The 22,647-nt window shown below is 72.0% G+C and carries 21 protein-coding genes and 1 pseudogene; 7 read left to right on the forward strand and 15 right to left on the reverse strand.

Annotated elements, in window-relative coordinates:
• Window positions 1–163 precede the first annotated feature (163 nt).
• Window positions 164–1,660 carry a hypothetical protein gene (locus B124_RS07500; RefSeq protein WP_496501884.1) on the reverse strand — a complete coding sequence of 499 codons (1,497 nt, stop codon included), beginning with the start codon at window positions 1,658–1,660 and terminating at the stop codon, window positions 164–166.
• 227 nt (window positions 1,661–1,887) lie between these two features.
• On the opposite strand from B124_RS07500, the gene B124_RS07505 reads away from it, so the two are divergent.
• Together B124_RS07505 and B124_RS07510 are read left to right on the forward strand one after the other, a co-directional pair.
• Window positions 1,888–2,259 carry a hypothetical protein gene (locus tag B124_RS07505; RefSeq protein ID WP_496501885.1) on the forward strand — a complete coding sequence of 124 codons (372 nt, stop codon included), beginning with the start codon at window positions 1,888–1,890 and terminating at the stop codon, window positions 2,257–2,259.
• Between the two features lie 170 nt (window positions 2,260–2,429).
• On the forward strand, window positions 2,430–3,755 hold the full coding sequence (locus B124_RS07510; RefSeq protein WP_496501886.1) for an RNA-guided endonuclease InsQ/TnpB family protein: 1,326 nt from the start codon (window positions 2,430–2,432) through the stop codon (window positions 3,753–3,755).
• 97 nt (window positions 3,756–3,852) lie between these two features.
• On the opposite strand, the gene B124_RS07515 is transcribed toward B124_RS07510, so the two are convergent.
• From B124_RS07515 to B124_RS07570, 12 genes are all read right to left on the reverse strand, one after another.
• A complete protein-coding gene (locus B124_RS07515) occupies window positions 3,853–4,665 on the reverse strand; it encodes an EI24 domain-containing protein (protein WP_496501887.1) in 813 nt (270 codons plus the stop codon).
• Between the two features lie 139 nt (window positions 4,666–4,804).
• Window positions 4,805–5,800 carry a 2,3,4,5-tetrahydropyridine-2,6-dicarboxylate N-succinyltransferase gene (dapD, locus tag B124_RS07520; RefSeq protein ID WP_496501888.1) on the reverse strand — a complete coding sequence of 332 codons (996 nt, stop codon included), beginning with the start codon at window positions 5,798–5,800 and terminating at the stop codon, window positions 4,805–4,807.
• Between the two features lie 210 nt (window positions 5,801–6,010).
• The gene (locus B124_RS07525; protein WP_496501889.1) at window positions 6,011–7,006 is read right to left on the reverse strand and encodes a CU044_5270 family protein; all 996 of its coding nucleotides are present in this window, start codon (window positions 7,004–7,006) and stop codon (window positions 6,011–6,013) included.
• On the reverse strand, window positions 6,999–7,610 hold the full coding sequence (locus B124_RS07530) for an RNA polymerase sigma factor (protein WP_496501890.1): 612 nt from the start codon (window positions 7,608–7,610) through the stop codon (window positions 6,999–7,001). Before B124_RS07530 ends, B124_RS07525 begins: the two co-directional genes overlap by 8 nt.
• A gap of 181 nt (window positions 7,611–7,791) precedes the next feature.
• The gene (locus B124_RS07535) at window positions 7,792–8,142 is read right to left on the reverse strand and encodes a metal-sulfur cluster assembly factor (protein WP_496501891.1); all 351 of its coding nucleotides are present in this window, start codon (window positions 8,140–8,142) and stop codon (window positions 7,792–7,794) included.
• Window positions 8,139–8,600, reverse strand: a complete 462-nt coding sequence (gene sufU / locus B124_RS07540; protein WP_496501892.1) for a Fe-S cluster assembly sulfur transfer protein SufU — start codon at window positions 8,598–8,600, stop codon at window positions 8,139–8,141. The genes B124_RS07535 and sufU overlap by 4 nt, the downstream gene beginning before the upstream one ends.
• A 16-nt stretch (window positions 8,601–8,616) precedes the next feature.
• Window positions 8,617–9,873 carry a cysteine desulfurase gene (locus tag B124_RS07545; RefSeq protein WP_496501893.1) on the reverse strand — a complete coding sequence of 419 codons (1,257 nt, stop codon included), beginning with the start codon at window positions 9,871–9,873 and terminating at the stop codon, window positions 8,617–8,619.
• Window positions 9,870–10,661 (reverse strand): Fe-S cluster assembly ATPase SufC, encoded by a 792-nt coding sequence (gene sufC / locus B124_RS07550; RefSeq protein WP_496501894.1) that lies wholly within the window; start codon window positions 10,659–10,661, stop codon window positions 9,870–9,872. Before sufC ends, B124_RS07545 begins: the two co-directional genes overlap by 4 nt.
• A gap of 7 nt (window positions 10,662–10,668) precedes the next feature.
• Window positions 10,669–11,016: a non-heme iron oxygenase ferredoxin subunit gene (locus B124_RS07555; RefSeq protein ID WP_496501895.1), complete on the reverse strand. Its 348-nt coding sequence runs from the start codon at window positions 11,014–11,016 to the stop codon at window positions 10,669–10,671.
• The gene (gene sufD, locus B124_RS07560) at window positions 11,013–12,194 is read right to left on the reverse strand and encodes a Fe-S cluster assembly protein SufD (RefSeq protein ID WP_496502038.1); all 1,182 of its coding nucleotides are present in this window, start codon (window positions 12,192–12,194) and stop codon (window positions 11,013–11,015) included. The genes B124_RS07555 and sufD overlap by 4 nt, the downstream gene beginning before the upstream one ends.
• Before the next feature lie 74 nt (window positions 12,195–12,268).
• A complete protein-coding gene (gene sufB / locus B124_RS07565) occupies window positions 12,269–13,714 on the reverse strand; it encodes a Fe-S cluster assembly protein SufB (RefSeq protein WP_496501896.1) in 1,446 nt (481 codons plus the stop codon).
• Window positions 13,711–14,472: a helix-turn-helix transcriptional regulator gene (locus B124_RS07570; RefSeq protein WP_496502039.1), complete on the reverse strand. Its 762-nt coding sequence runs from the start codon at window positions 14,470–14,472 to the stop codon at window positions 13,711–13,713. Before B124_RS07570 ends, sufB begins: the two co-directional genes overlap by 4 nt.
• A 180-nt stretch (window positions 14,473–14,652) precedes the next feature.
• Between B124_RS07570 and B124_RS07575 the strand changes: the two genes are divergently transcribed.
• The 3 genes from B124_RS07575 to B124_RS07585 all read left to right on the forward strand — a co-directional run bounded on the left by B124_RS07575 (window position 14,653) and on the right by B124_RS07585 (window position 17,610).
• Entirely contained in the window at window positions 14,653–15,588 is a 936-nt protein-coding gene (locus B124_RS07575) for an ABC transporter ATP-binding protein (RefSeq protein WP_496501897.1), read from the forward strand.
• A gap of 222 nt (window positions 15,589–15,810) precedes the next feature.
• A complete protein-coding gene (locus B124_RS07580) occupies window positions 15,811–16,536 on the forward strand; it encodes an ABC transporter permease (RefSeq protein WP_496502040.1) in 726 nt (241 codons plus the stop codon).
• A 90-nt stretch (window positions 16,537–16,626) separates the two neighbouring features.
• Window positions 16,627–17,610 carry a COX15/CtaA family protein gene (locus tag B124_RS07585; protein ID WP_496501898.1) on the forward strand — a complete coding sequence of 328 codons (984 nt, stop codon included), beginning with the start codon at window positions 16,627–16,629 and terminating at the stop codon, window positions 17,608–17,610.
• Between the two features lie 233 nt (window positions 17,611–17,843).
• Here the strand turns inward: B124_RS07585 and B124_RS07590 are convergent.
• Window positions 17,844–18,149, reverse strand: a pseudogene (locus B124_RS07590) (hypothetical protein); the annotation flags it as partial.
• A gap of 24 nt (window positions 18,150–18,173) precedes the next feature.
• On the reverse strand, window positions 18,174–19,115 hold the full coding sequence (locus B124_RS07595; protein WP_496501899.1) for a heme o synthase: 942 nt from the start codon (window positions 19,113–19,115) through the stop codon (window positions 18,174–18,176).
• Between the two features lie 264 nt (window positions 19,116–19,379).
• On the opposite strand from B124_RS07595, the gene tkt reads away from it, so the two are divergent.
• Both tkt and tal read left to right on the forward strand, forming a co-directional pair.
• Window positions 19,380–21,479 (forward strand): transketolase, encoded by a 2,100-nt coding sequence (gene tkt / locus B124_RS07600; RefSeq protein WP_496501900.1) that lies wholly within the window; start codon window positions 19,380–19,382, stop codon window positions 21,477–21,479.
• A gap of 47 nt (window positions 21,480–21,526) precedes the next feature.
• Complete coding sequence (tal, locus tag B124_RS07605) at window positions 21,527–22,645, forward strand: transaldolase (protein WP_496501901.1); 1,119 nt, start codon at window positions 21,527–21,529, stop codon at window positions 22,643–22,645.
• The last annotated feature ends 2 nt before the right edge of the window (window positions 22,646–22,647 follow it).

Raw genomic sequence — 22,647 nt, forward strand, 5'->3', positions numbered from 1 at the left:
CCCACCGGGGCCGACTTTCGCCTACCTACGCGCACTCGGCGGGCTTCTGGGCGTGCCGGGAGGGCGCGCAGTTCCGCGGTCCGGGCGGGACGAGGGCCGATCGCCGCCAGCTCCGTGACATCGCCGGCGAAGCCGGAGCCCGGCACCTCCCGGGTGGGGCGTGTTACGCGGTCGGCCGGGAGCGGGCCTTGAATGCTGCCTTGCGGGCGTCCTTGGCGACCTGGCGGTCCGGGTGGAGGCGGCCCATCGCCTCCAGCACCTCCGGCGTGGCCGGGTGGTCCACGCGCCAGGCGGCGGCGAAGAAGCCGCGGTGCGTGCCCACCAGGTGCTCCACCAGCTCGCGCAGCTCCGGGGTGTCGTCCCGTACCCCGCCCAACTGGGCGGCGACCGTGTCGACGGCCAGCCAGAAGACCATGTCCTGGGTGGGCTGCGGCACGCCGGGGACGCCGCGCTCGGTGAGCCAGACGCGCGCCAGACCGCCCAGTTCGCGGTCGTGCAGGACGTCACGTACCGCCGGCTCCGCCTCGGCGCCCGCGACGGCCAGCGCCTGCTGGCAGGCCAGCCGGCGGGCCGGGGCGCGGTCGTCCGCGCCGCGGGCGGCGTCCAGGAGCGCGGTGGCCGCCTCGGCGGGCTTGCGGTCCGCCAGCCACGCCTCGGCCTCCGTCTGGGCGACCGGGTCGGGCAGCCGGGGCAGCGCGTCGAGGAGGACGTAGGCGTCCTCGCCCGCCAGCTCACCGACGAGCGGGGCGACCAGGCCGTCGGCGAGCATCCGCCGGCGCAGCGCGTACAGGCCGAGGGGGGTGAGGCGCACGAGGCCGTAGCGGGAGACGTCGTCGTCCTCGTCGTCGGCGGCGAGGGCTTCGTCGTCGGGGGTCTCCGCCGCAGGGGCGGTGCCGGCGGCTTCGAGCAGGATCTCCTCGGCCACCGGGCGGTACGCCACCACGCCGACCGGCTCCAGCATCCGGAACTGCTCGTCGAGGCGCAGCACCGCCTCGGAGACCTCCGCGAGCACCTCCTCGGTCGGCTCGCCCATGTCGTCCGGCACGACGAGGGAGGCGGCGAGCGCGGGCAGCGGGACGGTGCCGTCGGCGCCGGGGCCCTCCATGGCGGTGAGGAGGTAGAGGTTGCCGAGCGCGCCGTCGAGGAAGTCCGCGTCCGCCTCCGGATCCCAGTCCAGCCCGTCGAGGTCCAGCTCCTCGCCCGCGCTGATCTGCTCCACGAGCGCACTCATGTCCGGCAGCGCGGCGTCCGAGAGCACGCACTCGCAGGCCGCGGCCCACAGGTCCAGCACCTCGGCGGGCGCGCCGCCCGTGACCAGCCGCAGATCGGCACTGGGAGCCGCGGTGCCCAGCGCGTCGTCGCCCTCCTCCGGCGCGGTGACGTCGACCAGGCCGACGTCCACGGCGATACGCCACGCCTCCCCGGCGACGGCCCGCGCCTCGCCCTCGTCGTCGTCGCCCTCCTCCAGACCCAGCTCCACGGCGGCCTCGCGCACCTCGGCGTCGGGCAGTTCCCCGCCGGCGCCCACCCGCAGACCCGGCCCGGCCCAGCGGGCTAGCCGGACGGCCCGCGCGAAGAGCGGCGCGGCCAGCGCCTCCCGGGCCAGCTCCGCCTCGGTTGGCAGCCGGACGGGCGGCAGAACGGTGCGGTCAGCGGTCATCGACAACTCCGAAGACTGGGGATCAATCGGACGCTGCCCAAGCGTAGCCCCCGCGGGGCGGCGGAACCGACGACGCCGTTCCGGCAGTGCCGCGCGCCCCGTGTTCACCGTCCGTTTCTTGACAACGCCCGTACGCGCGCACGAGATTGACGCGCGTAGATGCATGTCCCCTCCCAACCCGCCGCCCTGTCCCTGTCCCTGTCCCTGTCCCTGTCCCGGAGGACACCATGGAACGTCGCACCCGCCCCGTCCCCTACGCCGTCGCCGCCGCGCTCGCCGCGGCGCTGCTCACCGCCCCCGCCGCCGGTGCCGCGGGCGCCGGGGCGGGCGACGGGCAGATACGCGTCCGCGACGTCCAGGGCGACACCCGGATATCCCCGCTCGCGGGCGAGCGGGTCACCGGCGTGCCCGGCACCGTCACCGCCGTCCGCGCCTTCGGCTCCGCCCGCGGCTTCTGGATCCAGGACCCCCGGCCCGACACGGACCCCGCCACCGGCGAGGGCCTCTTCGTCTTCACCGGCTCCACGACCCCCGGCGTCGAGCCCGGCGATGCGGTCGAGGTCTCCGGCTCCGTCACCGAGTCCAGGATCTGCACGTAGTGCTCCGACAATCACGCCTGGGCGAAGCGAATCCGGGGTGGTGGCGCGGAGCGGCTTGCGGGTACCCATTCCCGTGCGGAGTACGAGAAGGCCGCTGTCGTCGGGGACGATGACGGCGTGGACAGGTGTTCCCGTGGCCGGAGTGTGTTGCGTGTTCGTACGATCACCGCATGCATTTGCGGTACGCCTTCAGGTTGTACCCGGACCACCCCCAGCGCACGGCGCTGGCCAAGGCGTTCGGGTGCGCCCGCGTCGTGTTCAACGACGCCGTGCGCTCCCGCGCGAGTGCCCGGGCCGAGGGCAGGCCTTCCCCGAAAGCCGGCGAGCTATCGAAGAGGCTGATCACCGACGCGAAGCCGACCGTGGAGCGGTCCTGGCTAAGCGAAGTCTCCGCGGTCGTACTGCAGCAGTCCCTGCGCGATGCCGAGACCGCCTACAAGAACTTCGTCGCCTCCCTCAAAGGCGCCCGCAGGGGCGCCAGGATGGGCTCGCCGCGTTTTAAGTCCCGCAAGGACACCCGCCAGTCGATCCGGTTCACGGCCAACGCCCGCTGGTCTCTGGATCAAGCGGGCCGACTGAATCTGCCGAAGATCGGTGCGGTGAAGGTGAAGTGGTCACGCACGCTGCCCGCCAAGCCCTCCAGCGTGACCGTACTCAAGGATGCGGCCGGTCGGTACTTCGCCTCCTTTGTCATCGACACCGACCCCGAAGCCGACGCCGCCGCGATGCCCGAGGCCGACCAGAGGATGGGCATCGATCTCGGCCTCACTCATTTCGCCATCCTGTCCACCGGCGAGAAGATCGACAACCCGCGGTTCCTGCGGCGGGCAGAGAAGAAACTCAAGAAGGCCCAGCGGGCCCTGTCCCGCAAGGAGAAGGGATCGAAGAACCGGGAGAAAGCCCGGATCAAGGTCGCCCGCGCCCACGCGGCCGTCGCCGACGCACGCAAAGAGTTCCACCACCAGTTGTCCACAAGGCTGATCCGCGAGAACCAAGCGATCGGTGTGGAGAACCTGGCGGTCAAAGGACTGGCGCGCACCAGGCTGGCCAAGAGCGTGCACGACGCGGGCTGGGCCCGGTTCGTGAACATGCTGGAGTACAAAGCCGCCCGGTACGGGCGCCGGCTGGTCAAGATCGGCCGGTTCCTGCCCACCTCCCAGGCCTGCCACGTCTGCGACCGGATCGACGGACCCAAGCCACTCCACGTCCGCGTTTGGACATGTTCCGGCTGCGCAACCGTGCACGACCGGGATATCAACTCAGCGATCAACGTCAAGAAGGCCGCCGGACATGGTGGTTACAGCCTGTGGAGCGCAGGTAAGACCGGGACTTCGGTTCCGGCACAGCGCAGCGAAGCAGGAAGCCACGGATTCCCTGCCGAAGCCGGTGCCGCAGCGGCACGGGCTTCGGCAGGGAAGGCCAGAATCATCGAGCTCGCGCCCGATGAGCATGTCAAGTCTTCAACGGCAACTCCCAGGTGCTGGACCACATCCTGACCAGCCCGGCGCTCGCCGCGCGCCGACTACGACATCGTGCACCTCAACGCCGAGTACGCCGACCAGGCCAGCGACCACGACCCGTCGGTGGCCCGGCTCAGGCCCTGACCGGCGGCGGACCGGACGCCGGTCCCGGAGCGGGCGGGACCGGCGGGGCCGGCGGGGCCGGGACGTCGTCGCCGACGAGGTGGCGGGCGAGCAGCGTCGCACCCGCCACCGCGCCCGGCATCGCCACCACCGCGGCCAGCGGCACCAGGAACAGCAGCACGATCGGCACGCCGAAGCCGAGCGCGAGCATCTTGCGCCGGCGCAGCAGCGCCAGCCGCCCGCGCACGTCGATCCCCCGGCGCTGCAGGGCGAACGAGGTCAGCTCGACGGTGAGGAAGAAGCCGGCGACGGCGAAGCCGAGCGCGGGCACGACCGTCTGCCCGAGGAACGGGACGAAGCCGAGGAAGAACAGCGGCACGGTGAACATCAGCGCCCGCGACAGCACATGGACGCTCTCCTTCAGCGACCGCCACAGACCGGGCAGCAGCCGCTCGTCCGGGCTCGGCGGGCAGTGCCCCGCGTCCTCCTCGACGCGCCCGGACAGCGCCTCGTAGAAGGGGTCCCCGATCAGCAGCGCGACGGCCGTGAACGTGAGCAGCGTGAGCCCGATGCCGCCGAGCAGCAGCAGCGCCATGAACAGCCCGCGCAGCAGGCCCGGCCAGGGCGAGTCCCAGTCGTCGGCGAAGGGCGTGGCCCACACGGCGATGTCGTCGGCCCAGTACGCGAGGGCGGCGAGCGCGGCGGCGTAGAGGACGAGCGCGATGAGCGCGGGCACCAGGCCCAGCGCCCACGACCGCCCGTGCCCCGCGACCCAGCGCAGCCCCTTGCCGACGTAGCGGAATCCGGTGGTGAAGTCACGCATGCCGCAACCCTAGAGGGTCGCGGGCGCGCCTGACCGCCCGGCGGCGGGCGGGCTCAGGATCGGGGGCACGGGGCCGGGGGCACGGGGCCGGAGCGCGGCCTTCCTTGAGGGAGGGGAGGTACGAACCGGCCGTCCCCCGTCAGTCGTTGGCGTGCAGCGCGGCATTCAGCCCGCCCCACGAGCCGGAGCGCTGGCGCGCCTCGACCGCGCCGGTGGTGGAGTTGCGCAGGAACAGCAGGTTGCTCGCGCCGGACAGCTCGCGGGCCTTCACCACGGTGCCGTCCGGCAGCGCGACCTTCGTACCGGCGGTGACGTACAGACCGGCCTCGACAATGCAGTCGTCGCCGAGCGAGATGCCGACGCCGGCCTGGGCGCCCAGCAGGCAGCGCTCGCCGAGGGAGATGACGTCCTTGCCGCCGCCGGAGAGCGTGCCCATGATCGACGCGCCGCCGCCGACGTCCGTGCCGTCGCCGACGACGACGCCCGCGGAGATCCGGCCCTCGACCATCGACGTGCCGAGGGTGCCGGCGTTGAAGTTGACGAACCCCTCGTGCATGACCGTGGTGCCGGAGGCGAGGTGCGCGCCGAGGCGGACGCGGTCGGCGTCGCCGATGCGGACGCCGGAGGGGAGCACGTAGTCGACCATGCGCGGGAACTTGTCGAGGTGGCTGACCTGAAGGTGCTGCCCGGCGGCGCGGACCGCGAGCCGCACCTCCTCGATCCGGTCGGCGGGCACGGGGCCGTGGGAGGTCCAGGCGACGTTCGCCAGCAGGCCGAAGATGCCGTCGAGGTTCTGCCCGTGCGGGCGGACCAGGCGGTGGCTGAGCAGGTGCAGCCGCAGATAGACGTCGTGGGCGTCGGCCGGCTTCTCCTGCAGCGAGGAGATCACCGTGCGCACCGCGACGACCTCCACTCCGCGCCGCGGGTCGGGGCCCAGCGCCGCCCGCGCGGGCTCCCCGAGGAGCTCCGCCGCGCGCTCGGCGGTCAGCCGCTCGGTGCCCGCGGGGCCGGGGTCGTCGGCGAGGGCGGGGGCGGGGAACCAGGTGTCGAGGACGGTGCCGTCGGGGGTGACGGTGGCCAGGCCGGTGGCCGCGGCGCCGCTGAGGTGGGTGGTGGAGGTCGCTGCGTCGGTCATACCCGAACGCTAACCGCCGCCCGGCGCGGGAGGCGAACCGGTCCGCATGGCGGCACGCGTGCCGCCGGGGCGGCGGGGGCGGCCAGGCCGGCGAACCGGCGGCAGAGCGGACCGGTGATCCCGGACCGCCCTGCCGTCTCCGTGTCGCGTACGCGAGTCCGGTGCGCCGGACGTGCCGTTCGCCCGCGTCTGTACGCCGCCAGGCGCCCTTCAGGGCCGTACGCCGTCGCCGTCCACCAGGGCCGTGTCGAGGATCGCGGACGACATGACGACGTCTCCCTTCTGCCAGCCGTCCGGGTTGGTGTCGTCCTCGACGGCCACGTACCGCTTGCCCAGGTAGGCGTACGTCACGGGGTCGAGCAGCACCTCGCCGCGCAACGTGTCATTCTCGGGGCGGCGGTCGAGGTAGAAGGAAAGAGCCTGGCGGCCCGCCGCGTCCTCGACGGTGTGGTCCCGCACCCGCACATCCGGAATCGTGGCCATCGCGTCGTAGACCCGGGCCTGGCCACCGGGGTGCATCGGCGCCGAGGCGAGCAGCGAACTCAGCGACCGGAAGTCCCAGTCGGCCCGTTCCTCCGGGCTCTGCCCGGCACCGGGGTTCTCGGTGTCGGGGCGGCCACCGTCGTCGGGGTAGAACCAGCGCGCCTTCTGCAGCACCTGCTCGGGCTCCGCCGGCAGCTCGGCGAGGTACTCGAAGCGCTCCCGCGGGGAGTGGTCGTCGCCCTCGTTCCAGTTCTCGAACTCCGGATCCGCGTACTTCTCCCAGGAGTCCTCGGTACGCCGGGAGTCCTCCGGGTCCGTCGTGTTCACCTCCACGCTCCGCGTGTACACCCAGTCCCCCGCCTCCGGCTGCGGCACCTTGTCATCCGCCACCGCATCGGCGGCCTGCGCCAACAGCTCCGGCACGTCCTGCGGCACCAGTGTCTCCGGCGTCGCCGTCACCGTCGCCGGACCGTCGCCCCCCGCCGCCGGCGTGCCCTCGCCGCCGCCCGGGCCGCCGCCCAGGGTCGTCGCCAGCAGGGCCACCGCCGTGACGCCCGCGGCCACCGCGCCTGCCGCCACCCGCCAGTCGCCCAGCACTGGCAGCCGCCGGCGCTTGCGGGCGCCCGCGGCGTCGAGCAGCCGGCGGCGGCCCGGGGCCAGCCAGGCGCGGTCGGGGGTCGGCGCGTCCTCGCGCCACTCGCGCAGCTTCGACATCTCATCCATGGGTTGCCGCCTCAGGTGCGTCGTGCGTGGAGTAGGGATCGGGCCCGAGGGCCGCGCGGACCTTGCGCCGGGCCCGGCTCAGCCGGGAGCGCACGGTGCCGACGGGGATGTCCAGCGCCTCGGCCACCTCCGCGTAGCTGAGGTCGGCCCAGGCCACGAGCAGCAGCACGTGCCGGTCGCCGGCCGCCAGCCCCGCGAGCGCGCCCGCGAGGGGGGCGTGCACGGCCTGTGCGGCGAGCCGCTCGTCGGCCTCGTCCACCCAGGAGTGGGCCACGGGGTCGACGCCGGTACGGGCCAGGGCGCGCAGGGCCCGCACCTCGGCGCGGCGGTGCCGGCCGATGAGGTTGGCGGCGATGCCGTAGAGCCAGGGCCGGGCGCTGGTGCGGGCGGGGTCGAAGCGCGCCCGGGTGCGGAAGGCCGCCAGGAAGGTGTCGGCGGTGATGTCGTCCGCCGCACCCGTGCCGAGCCGGCGGGCCGCGTAGCGGTGGATGGCCGGGGCGTACCGGTCGTACAGCTCCGCGAACGCCTCGGGCCGGTCCAGCGAGTCCTCGACGACGGCGGCGTCTCCGTCGACGAGGGGGGAGACGTCGTGCGGTGGCTCCACTCGTCTCTCCGTGAGGTCGTGCGGCGGGTCGGTCACTGGGCGATCCCCGTTCGAAGAGGTGGTGGCGGAGCCTTGTCACCTCTTGTTGCCCGATGTCCCCGAACGGGTTCTCGCCCCGCACCGCGGACGCGAAGAAGCCCGCCCCGGGCGGACCGGGGCGGGCCTGACGGGACGGGCGGGCTCAGACGTTGAACCCCAGCGCGCGCAGTTGCTCGCGGCCCTCGTCGGTGATCTTGTCGGGGCCCCACGGGGGCATCCAGACCCAGTTGATCTTCAGGTCGTTGACGATGCCTTCGGTGGCGGCCTTGGCCTGGTCCTCGATCACGTCGGTCAGCGGACACGCCGCCGAGGTCAGCGTCATGTCCAGGGTGGCGACGTTGCCGTCGTCCACGTGGATGCCGTAGATCAGGCCGAGGTTGACGACGTCGATGCCCAGTTCGGGGTCGACCACGTCGTACAGCGCCTCGCGGATCTCGTCCTCCTCGGCCGGCTTGGTGCCGACGGCGGTGGTCTCGGCGGGGGTGTCGGTCATGCTGCGGCCTCCTTCAGCGCCTGGGCCGTGGCGTCTTTCCACGCCATCCAGGACAGCAGGGCGCACTTCACGCGCGCCGGGTACTTCGAGACGCCGGCGAACGCGACCGCGTCCTCCAGCACCTCCTCCATGGCTGCCATGTCTTCCTCCCGCTCGATCCTCCCACGCGACTGCATCAGCTCCAGGAACCTCTCCTGGATCCGCTGCGCCTCGGTGAGCTCCTTGCCGACCAGCAGTTCGTTGAGCACGGAGGCACTGGCCTGGCTGATGGAGCAGCCCTGGCCCTCGTACGAGACGTCCTCGATGGTCTGGCCGTCGAGCTTCACGCGCAGGGTGATCTCGTCACCGCACGTCGGGTTGGTGTGGTGCACCTCGGCGTCACCGTCCCGCAAGCCCCGCCCGTGCGGGTGCTTGTAGTGGTCCAGGATGACGTCCTGGTACATCGAATCGAGCTTCACGCTGTTCCCACGCCCTTCAGCCGAAGAAGTTCCGGACGTACTCCAGGCCGTCTATCAGCGCGTCGACCTCGCCCGGTGTGGAGTACAGATAGAACGACGCCCTCGTGGTCGCGGGAATTCCGTACCGCAGGCAGACGGGGCGGGCGCAGTGGTGGCCGACCCGGACCGCGATGCCCTGCTCGTCGAGCACCTGGCCGACGTCGTGCGGGTGGATGTCGCCGAGGGTGAAGGAGATCGCGGCGCCGCGCTCCTCGGCCTCGGTCGGGCCGATGATCTTCAGGTCCTGCACCTCCTGGAGCCGCCCGAGCGCGTACGCGGTGATGGCGCGCTCGTGCGCCTCGATGCGCTCCATGCCGATGCCGCTGAGGTAGTCCACCGCGGCGCCGAGGCCGACGGCCTGGGCGATCGGCGGCGTGCCGGCCTCGAACTTGTGCGGCGCCGGGGCGTACGTCGAGGAGTGCATGGAGACGGTCTCGATCATCTCGCCGCCGCCGAGGAACGGCGGCAGGTCGTCCAGCAGCCCCTTGCGGCCCCAGAGCACCCCGATGCCGGTGGGTCCGGCCATCTTGTGCCCCGTGAAGGCGACGAAGTCGGCCTGCAGCGCCTGCACGTCCAGCGGCATGTGCGGGGCGGCCTGGGAGGCGTCCACGACGACGAGCGCGCCGACCTCCTGGGCACGGCGGACGATGGCCTCGACGGGGTTGTGCGTGCCGAGGATGTTGGAGACCAGCACGAAGGAGACGACCTTCGTCTTCTCCGTGATGACCTCGTCCAGGTCGCTCAGGTCGAGGCGGCCGTCGTCGGTGAGGCCGAACCACTTCAGCTTCGCGCCGGTGCGCTGGGCGAGCAGTTGCCACGGGACGATGTTGGAGTGGTGCTCCATCTCCGTGATGACGATCTCGGTGTCGCGGTCCACGCGGTACGGCTCGTCGGCGAAGCCGAGCATGTTGGCCACGAGGTTGAGCGACTCGGAGGCGTTCTTGGTGAAGACGACCTCGTCCCGGCTGGGCGCGTTGACGAAGGCGGCGACCTTGTCGCGGGCGCCCTCGTACAGCGCCGTGGCCTCCTCGGCGAGGACGTGCACGCCGCGGTGCACGTTGGCGTTGTGCCGCTCGTAGTACGTGTTCAGCGCGTCGAGCACCTGGCGCGGCTTCTGCGAGGTCGCCGCGTTGTCCAGGTACACGATCTTCTTCCCGTCGTGGACGGCGCGGTCCAGGATCGGGAAGTCCTTGCGGATCGCCTCGGTGTCGAGGAGGCCCGGCAGTGAGGTCACTCGGCCCCCTCCTTCTGGTTCGCTCCGCTCACGGGGCCGCCCTTGACATACGCCGCGTAGCCCTCTTCCTCCAGCTTGTCCGCCAGCTCCGGGCCGCCGGACTCGGCGATCCGGCCGGCCGCGAAGACGTGCACGTGGTCGGGCTTGATGTAGCGCAGGATGCGGGTGTAGTGGGTGATCAGCAGGGTGCCGACCTGGCCGGTCTCGCGGACCCGGTTGACGCCCTCGGAGACGACGCGCAGCGCGTCGACGTCCAGGCCCGAGTCGGTCTCGTCGAGGATCGCGATCTTCGGCTTGAGGAGTTCGAGCTGCAGGATCTCGTGGCGCTTCTTCTCACCGCCGGAGAAGCCCTCGTTGACGTTGCGCTCGGCGAAGGCGGGGTCGATGCTCAGCCGCTCCATCGCCTCCTTGACCTCCTTGACCCAGGTGCGGAGCTTGGGGGCCTCGCCGCGGACGGCGGTGGCGGCGGTGCGCAGGAAGTTGGAGACGGTGACGCCGGGGACCTCGACCGGGTACTGCATGGCGAGGAAGAGGCCGGCGCGGGCGCGCTCGTCGACGCTCATCTCCAGCAGGTCCTCGCCGTCGATGGTGACGGTCCCGGAGGTGATCTGGTACTTGGGGTGACCGGCGATGGAGTACGCCAGGGTGGACTTGCCGGAGCCGTTGGGGCCCATGATGGCGTGGGTCTCGCCCTGCTTCACGGTCAGGTCGACGCCCTTGAGGATCTCCTTCGTGGCGTTGTCGGCCTCGACGGAGACGTGCAGGTCGCGGATTTCAAGCGTTGCCATGGTGCCTTCAGGACTCCTGGGTGACGGAGACGAACACTGTTGCATCAGGGCCGTCTCCTTCGATCTTGACGGGGTACACGGGGACGGGGCGCGTCGCGGGCATCCCGGAGGGCTTGCCGGTACGCAGGTCGAAGGTGGAGCCGTGCAGCCAGCACTCGATCTGGCAGTCCTCCACCTCGCCTTCGGAGAGCGAGACGTTCGCGTGCGAGCAGATGTCGTAGATCGCGAACACCTCGCCCCCGGTGAGCACGACCGACACCGGCGTGCCGTCGAGTTCCACCCGCTTGGGGAGGTCCTCTTCGAGCTCGCTCAGCGCGCAGGCGCGGACGTACGTCGCGTGGGTCGTGTCGGTCATGCCACGGACGCCTCCAGCTCGGCCTCGATCTTCTCGATCAGGCGCCGTTCGACGTCTTCGACGCCGATCTGCTGCACCAGCTCGGCGAAGAAGCCGCGGACGACCAGCCGGCGGGCCTCGTCGGCCGGGATGCCGCGGGCCATCAGGTAGAAGAGCTGCTCGTCCTCGAAGCGGCCGGTGGCCGACGCGTGGCCCGCGCCGATGATCTCGCCGGTCTCGATCTCCAGGTTGGGCACCGAGTCGACGCGGGCGCCGTCGGTGAGCACCAGGTTGCGGTTCAGCTCGTAGGTGTCGGTGCCCTCGGCGCGCTTGCGGATCAGCACGTCGCCGATCCACACGGCGTGCGCGTCGGCGCCCTGGAGCGCGCCCTTGTACGCCACGTTGCTGCGGCAGTGGGGGGCGTCGTGGTCGACGAACAGGCGGTGCTCCTGGTGCTGCCCGGCGTCGGTGAAGTACAGCCCGTACAGCTCGGCCTCGGCGCCGGGGCCCGCGTAGTGCGCCCGGGGGTGCAGCCGGACCAGGTCGCCGCCGAAGGTGACGATCACGGACTTGAAGCTGGCGTCCCGGCCGATGAGCGCGGACTGCTGCGCGACGTGCACGGCCTCGTCGGCCCAGTCCTGCACGGAGACTACGGTGAGCTTGGCGCCGTCGCCGAGCACGTACTCGGTGTTCTCCGCGAGCACCGCGTCGCCGGTGTGGTCGATGACGACGACGGCCTCGGCGAAGGCGCCCAGCTCGATGAGCTGGTGCCCGTACGAGACGTTGCCCTCGCCGTGCACCGAGACCCGGATGGGCTCGGTGAGCTGCGTGTCCTTCGGCACGGTCACGACCGTGGCCTTCTCGAACGAGGAGTACGCCTGGGCGGCGATCCGGTCCACCGGGGTGCCGGCCCGGCCCAGCCGCGCGTCGTCACGGCCGACGGTCTCGACAGTGACGCCGTCGGGCGCGGTGATGGCCACCTTGGGCTCGCCGGTGGCGGCGGCGCTGCCGTCGTGCAGTCCGCGGGTCCGCTCCAGCGGGGTGAAGCGCCACTCCTCCTCCCGGCCGTGCGGGACCGGGAAGTCGGCCACGTCGAAGGACGGCGGGGCGCTCATCCTGGTGGCCACGGTGGACTCGGCGGCCACCGCGATGCTTCCGGCGGCGGTGGAGCCGGCCGGGATCTTCTGGGCGTCGGCCATGACTGTTCTCGTGCTCGCTTTCTCGGTCATCGTCTCGAAGGCTGATCCGGGCTGTTCCGGCGTGGTGCGGCTGGTCAGCCCACCGCGCCTTCCATCTGCAGCTCGATCAGCCGGTTGAGCTCCAGCGCGTACTCCATCGGCAGCTCCTTGGCGATCGGCTCGACGAAGCCGCGGACGATCATCGCCATCGCCTCGTCCTCGGACAGGCCCCGCTGCATCAGGTAGAAGATCTGGTCGTCGCTGACCTTGGAGACGGTCGCCTCGTGGCCCATCGTCACGTCGTCCTCGCGGACGTCGACGTACGGGTAGGTGTCCGAGCGGGAGATCGTGTCGACCAGGAGGGCGTCGCAGAGCACGTTGGACTTCGAGTTCTCCGCGCCCTCGCCGATCTCGATCAGGCCGCGGTACGAGGTCCGCCCGCCGCCCCGCGCCACCGACTTCGAGACGATGTTGGACGACGTGTGGGGCGCCATGTGCACCATCTTGGCGCCGGCGTCCTGGTGCTGGCCCTCGCCGGCGAAGGCGACGGACAGCGTCTCGCCCTTGGCGTGCTCGCCCATCAGGTAGATCGCCGGGTACTTCATGGTGACCTTGGAGCCGATGTTGCCGTCGACCCACTCCATGGTCGCGCCCTCGTAGGCCACCGCGCGCTTGGTGACCAGGTTGTACACGTTGTTCGACCAGTTCTGGATCGTGGTGTACCGGCAGCGGGCGTTCTTCTTCACGATGATCTCGACGACCGCGGAGTGCAGCGAGTCCGACTGGTAGATCGGCGCGGTGCAGCCCTCGACGTAGTGCACGTACGCGCCCTCGTCGACGATGATCAGCGTCCGCTCGAACTGGCCCATGTTCTCGGTGTTGATCCGGAAGTACGCCTGGAGCGGGATCTCGACGTGCACGCCCTTCGGGACGTAGATGAACGAGCCGCCGGACCACACCGCGGTGTTGAGAGAGGCGAACTTGTTGTCACCGGGGGGGATGACCGTGCCGTAGTACTCCTTGAACAGCTCCGGGTGCTCCTTGAGCGCGGTGTCGGTGTCCAGGAAGATGACGCCCTGCTCCTCCAGGTCCTCGCGGATCTGGTGGTAGACGACCTCCGACTCGTACTGCGCGGCGACGCCGGCGACCAGGCGCTGCTTCTCCGCCTCGGGGATGCCGAGCTTGTCGTAGGTGTTCTTGATGTCCTCCGGCAGGTCCTCCCAGGACTGGGCCTGCTTCTCGGTGGACCGCACGAAGTACTTGATGTTGTCGAAGTCGATGCCGGAGAGGTCGGAGCCCCAGGTGGGCATGGGCTTCTTGCCGAACAGCCGCAGGCCCTTCAGCCGGGTCTTCAGCATCCAGTCGGGCTCGGACTTCTTGTCGGAGATGTCCCGGACGACGTCCTCGGACAGGCCGCGCTTCGCGGCGGCGCCGGCCGCGTCGGAGTCGGCCCAGCCGTACTCGTAGCGTCCCAGCCCGTCGAGCTCGGGGTGCTCCGAGGCAGCAGTGGTCTCGGTGGGCGTCTCGGTGGGCGCAGTCATGCGGGGGTCCTCCCGGATGTCGGTGGCTGCCTGCGGGCGCCGGGCCCGCGGATTTCGGGGACGAACGTCGTGCACACCCCGTCGCCGTGGGCGATGGTGGCCAGACGCTGCACATGGGTGCCGAGCAAGCGGGAGAAGACCTCGGTCTCCGCCTCGCAGAGCTGCGGGTATTGCTCGGCGGTGTGCGCCACCGGGCAGTGGTGCTGGCAGAGCTGCTCGCCGGGGGCTCCGGGCGCGCTGCGCGCTGTGGCAGCGTACCCGTCCGCGGAGAGCAGCCGGGCGAGAGCCTCGACCCGGCTCTCGGGGGGCATGCCGGCCAGCTCCGCGGCGTACCGCTCGGCCTGCTCGGCGACCCGGTCGCGGGCGAAGGCGGCGATGGCCGCTTCCCCCCGCTCGCCGCCGCCCGCGCTCTGGGCGATCCAGCGCAGGGCGTCGGCGGCAAGCTGGTCGTACGCCTGGTCGAAGGCGTCCCGGCCGCAGTCGGTCAGGGCGAAGACCTTGGCCGGCCGGCCGCGCCCGCGGGTTCCGTAGACCCGCTGGTCACGCGGCTCCACGATGGCCTCGGCGACGAGCGCGTCGAGGTGCCGCCGGACGGCGGCGGGGGTGAGTTCGAGCCGCTGGGCCAGGTCGGCGGCGGTCGACGGGCCGTGGTCGAGGATGGAGCGGGCCACGCGGTTGCGCGTCCCGTCCCCGGACACGGCGGCACCGGCGGCCGGCCCGGCCGCCCGGTCCTTCGCGGTGCTCGCACCCGGGTCCACGTTTTTCACAACGTCATTGTTGCTTAATTCGCCGCGACGCGACAAGCCAGGTCGTGATCACGGTGCGGTGGAATGCATCACTTAGGGTCACCTAAGTTCCGTACGGGCTCCGCCCGCCCCTGGCGTGAACCCTTCCGGGGCGGCGCCGGGCGGGCCCGCGGGCTCTTTAGACTCACACTCATGCAACAGCCCTCCACCGACGCGGCCGTCGAGGTGACCGGCCTCGTCAAGCGCTACGGCGAGAAGACCGCCGTGGCCGGGCTCGGCCTCACCGCCGCCCGCGGCGACGTCACCGCCGTCCTCGGCCCCAACGGCGCGGGCAAGACGACCACCGTCGAGATCTGCGAGGGCTACCGCCGCCCGGATGCCGGCACCGTCCGCGTCCTCGGCCGCGACCCCCTCGCCGACGCCGCCGAGCTGCGGCCCCGCGTCGGCGTGATGCTCCAGGCCGGCGGCGTCTACCCCGCCGCCCGGGCCGAGGAGATGCTGCGGCACATCGCGCGGCTGCACGCCCACCCCCTCGATGTCGTCGCGCTGATCGAGCGGCTGGGCCTCGGCTCCTGCGGCCGCACCCCCTACCGCCGGCTCTCCGGCGGCCAGCAGCAGCGGCTCGCGCTGGCCATGGCCGTCGTCGGCCGCCCCGAGCTGGTCTTCCTCGACGAGCCGACCGCCGGCCTGGACCCGCAGGCCCGCCGCGCCACCTGGGAGCTGATCCGCGAGCTGCGCGCCGACGGCGTCTCCGTGGTGCTCACCACGCACCACATGGACGAGGCGGAGCAGCTCGCCGACCGGGTCGCGATCATCGACGGCGGCCGGCTGCTGGTCGACGGCACGCCGGAGGAGCTGTGCCGCGGGGGCGCGGAGAACACCATGCGCTTCACGGGCCGGCCGGGGCTCGACCTCGGCTCGCTGCTGAAGGCGCTGCCGCCGGAGACCGCGGCGCTGGAGCTGGCCCCGGGCTCGTACCGGATAAGCGGCGAGATCAACCCGGAGCTGCTGGCGACGGTCACGACGTGGTGCGCCCAGAACGGGGTGCTGCCGGAGCAGATGACGGTGGAGCGGCGCACGCTGGAGGACGTCTTCTTGGAGCTGACGGGGAAGGAACTGCGCTCGTGAACCGGACCACCCGGGGGTACGGGGGTCGCCCCCCGGAAGACCGCAGCTTGGAGCTGACGGGGAAGGAACTGCGCTCATGAGCCGGACCGCCCGGGGGTACGGGGGTCGCCCCCCGGAAGACCGCAGCCTGGAGCTGACGGGGAAGGAACTGCGCTCGTGAGCGTTCGGGAGGCGGGGACCGGCGTCTACGCGCCGCGTCCCGGGGCGGCGCCGCTGTCCCGCATGGTCACCGCGCAGGCCGGTCTGGAGACCCGGCTGCTCCTGCGCAACGGCGAGCAACTGCTCCTCACCATGATCATCCCGGCGGTGCTGCTGCTGCTCTTCAGCACGGTGGACGTCGTCGACACCGGCCCCGGCGAGCGCGTCGACTTCCTCGCCCCCGGCGCCATGGCGCTCGCCGTCATGGCCACCGCCTTCACCGGCCAGGCCATCGGCACCGGCTTCGACCGCCGCTACGGCGTGCTGAAGCGGCTCGGCGCCTCGCCGCTGCCGCGCGCCGGGCTGATGACGGCGAAGGCGGCGGCGGTGCTGGCCACGATCGCGCTGCAACTGGTGCTGCTGACCGCCATCGCAGTGGCGCTCGGCTGGTCGCCGCGCGGCGGGGCCGGCGGTGCGCTCGCTGTGGTGCTGCTCGTCGCCCTGGGCACGGCCGCGTTCACGGGCCTGGGGCTGCTGATGGCGGGCACGCTGCGCGCCGAGGCGACGCTCGCGGCGGCGAACCTGGTCTTCGTGCTGCTGCTGGTGGCGGGCGGCGTGATCGTGCCGCTGGAGAAGTTCCCCGACGGCGCCCGGGCCGTTCTCGAGGTGCTGCCGGTCGCGGCGCTGTCGGACGGGCTGCGGGACGTCCTGCGGGACGGCGCCGGCATGCCGTGGGCCGACCTGGGCCTGCTGGCCGGCTGGGCGGTGCTGGGGCTCGCCGCCGCCGCGCGGTTCTTCCGCTGGGAGTGACCCGGCGCCGGGCGGGGGGCAGGGGCGTACGGGAACGTCCGCCTCACCCCTCGTGAAAACACGCACAAGGGGCGGCATACGATAGGCGCCGTGCAGAACCCCCTCGCCCTCATCGCCGAGCGCTGGACCCCGACGCAGAAGACGGTCCAGCGCGCGACGCTCTCCGCACTGCTGATGAGCATCGTCATCGTCGTCACCGGGGGCGCGGTCCGGCTGACGGGCTCCGGTCTCGGCTGCGACACCTGGCCCAAGTGCTCCGACGACAGCCTGCTGGCGACGTCCGAGATGGGCGTGCACGGCGCCATCGAGTTCGGCAACCGGCTGCTCACGTACGTGCTGTGCGCGGCGGTCGGCTGGGCCATCGTCGCCGCCCGCGCCACCAAGCCGTGGCGCCGGGAGCTGACGCGGCTCGGCTGGGTGCAGTTCTGGGTGGTCATGGGCAACGCCGTCCTCGGCGGCGCCGCGGTGCTCACCGAGCTGAACCCGTACACCGTCGCCGCCCACTTCCTGCTCGCCACCGGGCTCATCACCGTCGCGTACCTCACCTGGCACCGCGCCCGCGAGGGCGACGGCGGCCCCGACCCGCTCGTCGGCACCGTGGTGCGCCGGCTGACCCGGGCCCTGGTGGCGGTGTCCGTCGTGCTGCTGGCCGCCGGCACCGTCGTGACCGGCACGGGGGAGCACGCGGGCGACTCCAGCGAGGTTCCCCGGATGGAGTGGATCAGCTGGGAGCACGCGGCGCGGCTGCACTCGTTCACCGCCTGGGCGGTGGTCGCGCTGACCGCCGCGATCTGGGTGACGCTGAAGCTCGTCGACGGCCCGCCCGGGCCGCTGTCCCGGACCCGGGACCTGTTCCTGGTGCTGATGTCGCAGGCCGTCATCGGCTACGCGCAGTACCTGACGGACGTGCCGGAAGTCCTGGTCATGATCCACTTGTTCGGCTCGACGCTGGTGTGGATCGCCGTGCTGCGGGTGGCGGTCTCGCTGCGGCACCGGCCTGGGGCAGCCCCCGCGGAGATCCCGCTGCCGGCGGTGCCGGCAGCGGCGCGGCCGGTGGGGTCTTCGGCCCCGTAGAGCCCAGCCGTCCGCGGGGCGGTCGGCCCCGCGGCGGTGCTGCGCGGTCAGCCGGTCTTCTCGTCCGTCCAGGACTTCCCGGGCTCCGCGTCCGCCTCCGTGCCGTCGCGGTCCGCGGCGGCGGCACCGTTCTTCTCAGCGGACTCGGCGGACTCAGCGGACTCGGCGGCGACGTCCTCGCCGGCGCCGGGCGCTTCGGCCTCCGGCTCCGGCTCCGGCCGCGCAATGCCCGGGTTCACCTGCCCGCCCACCTGGATTCCGGCCATCCGCGTCCACTCGTACGGCCCGGTCCGTACCCCCGCCGCCAGTTCGCCGTCGAAGTTCTCCTGCAGCGCCACCCCCGCGGCCTGAGCCGCCGCCGTCGCGCTCTGCGTGCTCGGCGCCACCAGGTCGCCCCACGTCCCGTCCGCCCCCACCAGCACCAGCCGGGCGCCCGGTTCGCCGAGGTACGAAACCTGCCCCCGCGCGCCGCCGTGGCGGCCGGCGAAGGTCTCGATCTGCCGGGTGAGCTTGCGGGTCCTGCGGTCGTCGTCGCTCATGCCGGAGATGCTACCCGGCGGTAATCAGCGCAGGAAGGGATCCACGGCCACCGCGATGAACAGCAGCGACACGTAGGTGATGGACCAGTGGAAGAGCCGCATCTCCTTGAGCTTCGCGCCCACGGCCCCGCTCTTCGCCCGGCGCAGCAGCGCGTGCGCCTCACGCAGCCACACGGCGCCGAGCACCGCGGCCACCGCCGGGTAGAACCAGCCGGTGTAGCCCAGGGGCCACAGCAGCAGCGAGACGGCGACCATCACCCAGCTGTAGATGACGATCTGCCGCGCCACGACCTTGTTCGACGCCACCACCGGCAGCATCGGCACCTTGACCCGCGCGTAGTCGTCCTTGACCTTCATCGACAGGGGCCAGTAGTGCGGCGGCGTCCAGAAGAACATCACCAGGAAGAGGATCAGCGAGGCCCAGGAGACGGTGTTCGTCACCGCGGTCCAGCCGATGGCGACCGGCATACAGCCGGCGATGCCGCCCCAGACGATGTTCTGCGCGGTGCGCCGCTTGAGCACCATCGTGTAGACGACGACGTAGAAGAGGTTCGCGCCCAGCGCGAGCGCCGCGGAGAGCGGGTTGACGAGTGTGGCGAACCACACCGTGGACACCACCGTCAGCGCCAGGCCGAAGGCCAGCCCCTCGGCCGGCCGGATTATCCCGGTCACCAGGGGCCGCTGCTCCGTGCGGTGCATCAGCGCGTCGATGTCCCGGTCCAGGTACATGTTCAGCGCGTTGGCGCCGCCGGCGGAGAGGTACCCGCCGATGCAGGTGGCGACCACCAGCCACAGGTCGGGCACGCCCTCGGCGGCCAGGAACATCACCGGAACGGTGGTGATGAGCAGCAGCTCGATGATGCGCGGCTTGGTCAGCGCCACGAACGCCCTGACCCGGGCACCGGCCGGCCGGTGCGCAGTGCCCTGCCCGAGTACCCCTGCGGGTCGGGATTCGACGGCCGTCACGGACACCTCTGCATCGCGCTCTTGGGATTCTGTACGTCGTCACTGTAGACGCTGCGTATCGGCCCCCCGCGCGGGGGGTGCCCCGTGTTGGTGAGTACGGAAAGGGAGTGCGGAAACGGCTTCCGCCGGGACGTCCGGACGCCCTCCGCCAGGCGCGAACGGCCCGGCAGCGGCAGTCTGGATTTCCGCGGGATAGGCTCGAAGGCGCCCGGTGCTTTCGGTCGCCGGAGTTCCCGTGTGTGGAGAGAGGAGCCCTGAACAAGGGTGAGCACGCAGCCGACCACCGATCTCGAGTGGAACGAACTGGACGACCGGGCGGTGGATACCGCCCGCGTCCTGGCCATGGACGCCGTACAGAAGGTCGGCAACGGCCACCCCGGCACGGCGATGAGCCTGGCCCCCGCCGCGTACACCCTCTTCCAGAAGGTGATGCGGCACGACCCCGCCGACCCGCAGTGGACCGGCCGGGACCGCTTCGTCCTCTCCGCCGGCCACTCCAGCCTGACCCTCTACACCCAGCTCTACCTGGGCGGGTTCGGCCTGGAACTGGACGATCTCCAGGCGTTCCGCACCTGGGGCTCCAAGACCCCGGGCCACCCGGAGTACGGGCACACCGCCGGCGTCGAGACGACGACGGGGCCGCTCGGCCAGGGCGTCGCCAACGCCGTCGGCATGGCGATGTCCGCCCGCTACGAGCGCGGCCTGTTCGACCCGGACGCGGCCCCCGGCACCTCCCCCTTCGACCACCACATCTGGGTGATCGCGGGCGACGGCTGCCTGCAGGAGGGCATCTCGCACGAGGCGTCCTCGCTGGCCGGGCACCAGAAGCTGGGCAACCTCATACTGCTCTGGGACGACAACCACATCTCCATCGAGGGCGACACCGCCGCCGCTGTCTCCGAGGACACCGTCGCGCGCTACGAGGCGTACGGCTGGCATGTCCAGCGCGTCGCGCAGAAGCCGAACGGCGACCTCGACCCCGAGGCGCTGTTCCGGGCGTTCCAGGAGGCCAAGGCCGTCACCGACCGGCCGTCGTTCATCGCGGCCCGCTCGGTCATCGCCTGGCCGGCCCCGAACGCGCAGAACACCGAGGCGGCGCACGGCTCGGCGCTGGGCGCGGAGGAGGTCGCCGCGACCAAGCGGGTCCTCGGCTTCGACCCCGAGCGGCACTTCGAGGTCGACGAGAACGTGCTCGCGCACGCCCGCGCGCTCGGTGACCGCGGCGCGGAGGCGCACGCCGCGTGGGACAAGCAGTTCGCCGTCTGGCGGCAGGACAACCCTGTGCGCGCCGTCGAGTTCGACCGGATCCGCGCCGGCGAGCTGCCCGCGGGCTGGGCGGACGCGCTGCCGTCGTTCCCGGCGGGCAAGGCCGTGGCCACCCGCAAGGCGTCGGGCGAGGTGCTGAAGGCCCTCGGCCCGGTGGTGCCCGAGCTGTGGGGCGGCTCCGCCGACCTCGCGGGGTCCAACAACACCACGATCCCCGGCTCGACCTCGTTCCTGCCCGCCGACAACCCGCTGACCGACGCGGACCCGTACGGCCGGACCGTCCACAACGGCATCCGCGAGCACGCCATGGCCGCCGCCATGAACGGGATCACGCTGCACGGCAACACCCGTGTCTACGGCGGCACGTTCCTGGTCTTCTCCGACTACATGCGCAACGCGGTGCGGCTCTCGGCGCTGATGCACCTGCCGGTGACGTACGTGTGGACGCACGACTCCATCGGCCTCGGCGAGGACGGCCCGACCCACCAGCCGGTCGAGCACCTGGCGAGCCTGCGCGCGATCCCCGGGCTGAACGTGGTCCGCCCGGCGGACGCCAACGAGACGGTCGTTGCCTGGCGCGAGATCCTGCGCCGCTACACCAAGGAGTACGGGGTCGGCGCGCCGCACGGCCTCGCGCTGACGCGGCAGGGCGTGCCGACGTACGAGACGGACGGTGCCGTCGAGAACGCCGCGAAGGGCGGCTACGTGCTGTTCGAGGCCGAGGGCGCCGGCGGCGCGCAGGCCGAGCCGCAGGTGATACTCATCGGCACCGGCTCCGAGGTGCAGCTCGCGGTCGCCGCCCGGGAGCAGTTGCAGGCCGAGGGCGTGCCGACGCGGGTGGTCTCGATGCCGTGCGTGGAGTGGTTCGACGAGCAGCCGCGGGAGTACCGCGACGCCGTGCTGCCGCCCGCGGTCAAGGCCCGGGTGGCGGTCGAGGCGGGCGTCGGGCTGACGTGGCAGCGCTTCGTCGGGGACGCCGGGCACGTGGTCTCCCTGGAGCACTTCGGCGCCTCCGCCGACTACAAGGTCCTGTTCCGCGAGTACGGGCTCACCGCCGACGCCGTCGCCGGTGCGGCGCGGGAATCCCTGCGGGCCTGAAGTCGCTGAAGCCTACAGACGAAACGATGTCAGGAGATGCAATACCGATGACCGACGCACTCGAGCGCCTCTCCGGTGAAGGCGTCGCGATCTGGCTCGACGACCTGTCCCGCAAGCGCATCACGTCCGGCAACCTCGCCGAACTGATCGACGAGAGCCACGTCGTGGGTGTCACCACCAACCCCACGATCTTCCAGAAGGCCATCTCGGCAGGCGACGGCTACGACGGCCAGCTCACGGACCTCGCCGTCCGCGGCGTCACCGTCGAGGAGGCCGTACGCATGATCACGACGGCCGACGTACGCGACGCCGCCGACGTGCTCCGCCCGGTGCACGACGCCACCGAGGGGCAGGACGGCCGGGTCTCGATCGAGGTCGACCCGCGGCTGGCCCACGAGACGGCCGCCACGATCGCCGAGGCCAAGCAGTTGGCCTGGCTGGTCGACCGGCCCAACCTGTTCGTGAAGATCCCCGCCACCCGCGCGGGGCTGCCCGCCATCACCGCGGTGCTCGCCAAGGGCATCAGCGTCAATGTCACGCTGATCTTCTCCCTGGAGCGCTACCGCGAGGTGATGGACGCCTTCCTCGCCGGCCTGGAGCAGGCGAAGGCCGCCGGCCTGGACCTGGCGGAGATCCGCTCGGTCGCCTCGTTCTTCGTCTCCCGCGTGGACACCGAGGTCGACAAGCGGCTCGACGCCCTGGGCACCCCCGAGGCGAAGGAGCTGCGCGGCAGGGCCGCCGTCGCCAACGCCCGGCTGGCGTACGAGGCGTACGAGGAGGTCTTCTCCTCGGACCGCTGGCTGGCGCTGGAGAAGGCCGGCGCCCGCAAGCAGCGCCCCCTGTGGGCGTCGACGGGCGTGAAGGACCCCGCGTACAAGGACACGCTCTACGTGGACGACCTGGTCGCCCCGGGGACGGTCAACACCATGCCGGAGGCCACGCTGCACGCCGTCGCCGACCACGGCGGGATCAACGGCGACGCCGTGCGCGGCACGTACGACGGGGCGCGCGCCGACCTGGACGCCCTGGAGAAGCTGGGCATCTCCTACGACGAGGTGGTCGCCGTGCTGGAGGACGAAGGTGTGGAGAAGTTCGCGAAGTCCTGGAACGACCTGCTCGACTCCACCCGGACTGAGCTTGAGCGCCGTGCACCGAAGGGGGCGTAGTC

Source organism: Streptomyces sp. CNP082 (genome assembly GCF_059570535.1).